The 518-nt window shown below is 29.2% G+C and carries 1 protein-coding gene; it reads left to right on the plus strand.

Annotation, left to right across the window (positions count from 1 at the left end):
* Window positions 1-337: 337 nt before the first annotated feature.
* Window positions 338-518, plus strand: a 181-nt coding sequence (locus ABEA43_RS68665) for a hypothetical protein (protein WP_425570780.1), incomplete at its 3' end; no start/stop codon positions are given.

The raw sequence follows: 518 nt of genomic DNA on the forward strand, positions 1-518 counted from the left end.
GGAAGCCACAAGTGCTGCCAACAAATAGAAGCGTTTAAATTGGTGAATGCTTTCACGCTCCAATACTAATTTATAGAACAACATAAAAACAGCTAAACAAGCACTAAATTTTAGAATGTAGATGTCCATAATTATGTAATTTGTTTATATTTATTTTTAAAAAGATCGTGTTGAATCTTACTAAATTCTCGGTGTCAACCTTTTGTAATCTTGACGACTACGGTTTGTTTTTAATTTGCTGATCTATCAGTTTTTTTAAATCTTCCAACTCCGTTTTAGACAAGTTGGTTTCTTTGGTGAAAAACGATGCAAATTGTGACGCGCTGTCATTAAAAAAATTAAACAACAAACTGATTTAACAGAATCACAGAAGGATAAATTAATAGAAAAGACAAAAGCTTCTACAACTTCTGATGAATTAGAAAATATTAAACATAATACTGATTTATTAAATGATGCGATGAAACAATTAAAAGAAAACATCGCTGAAAAAGATAAAGTCAAAGCAAGTATTAATT

The sequence above is a fragment of the Nonomuraea rosea genome, assembly GCF_039539705.1.
GTDB classification, from domain to species: Bacteria; Actinomycetota; Actinomycetes; order Streptosporangiales; family Streptosporangiaceae; genus Nonomuraea; species Nonomuraea rosea.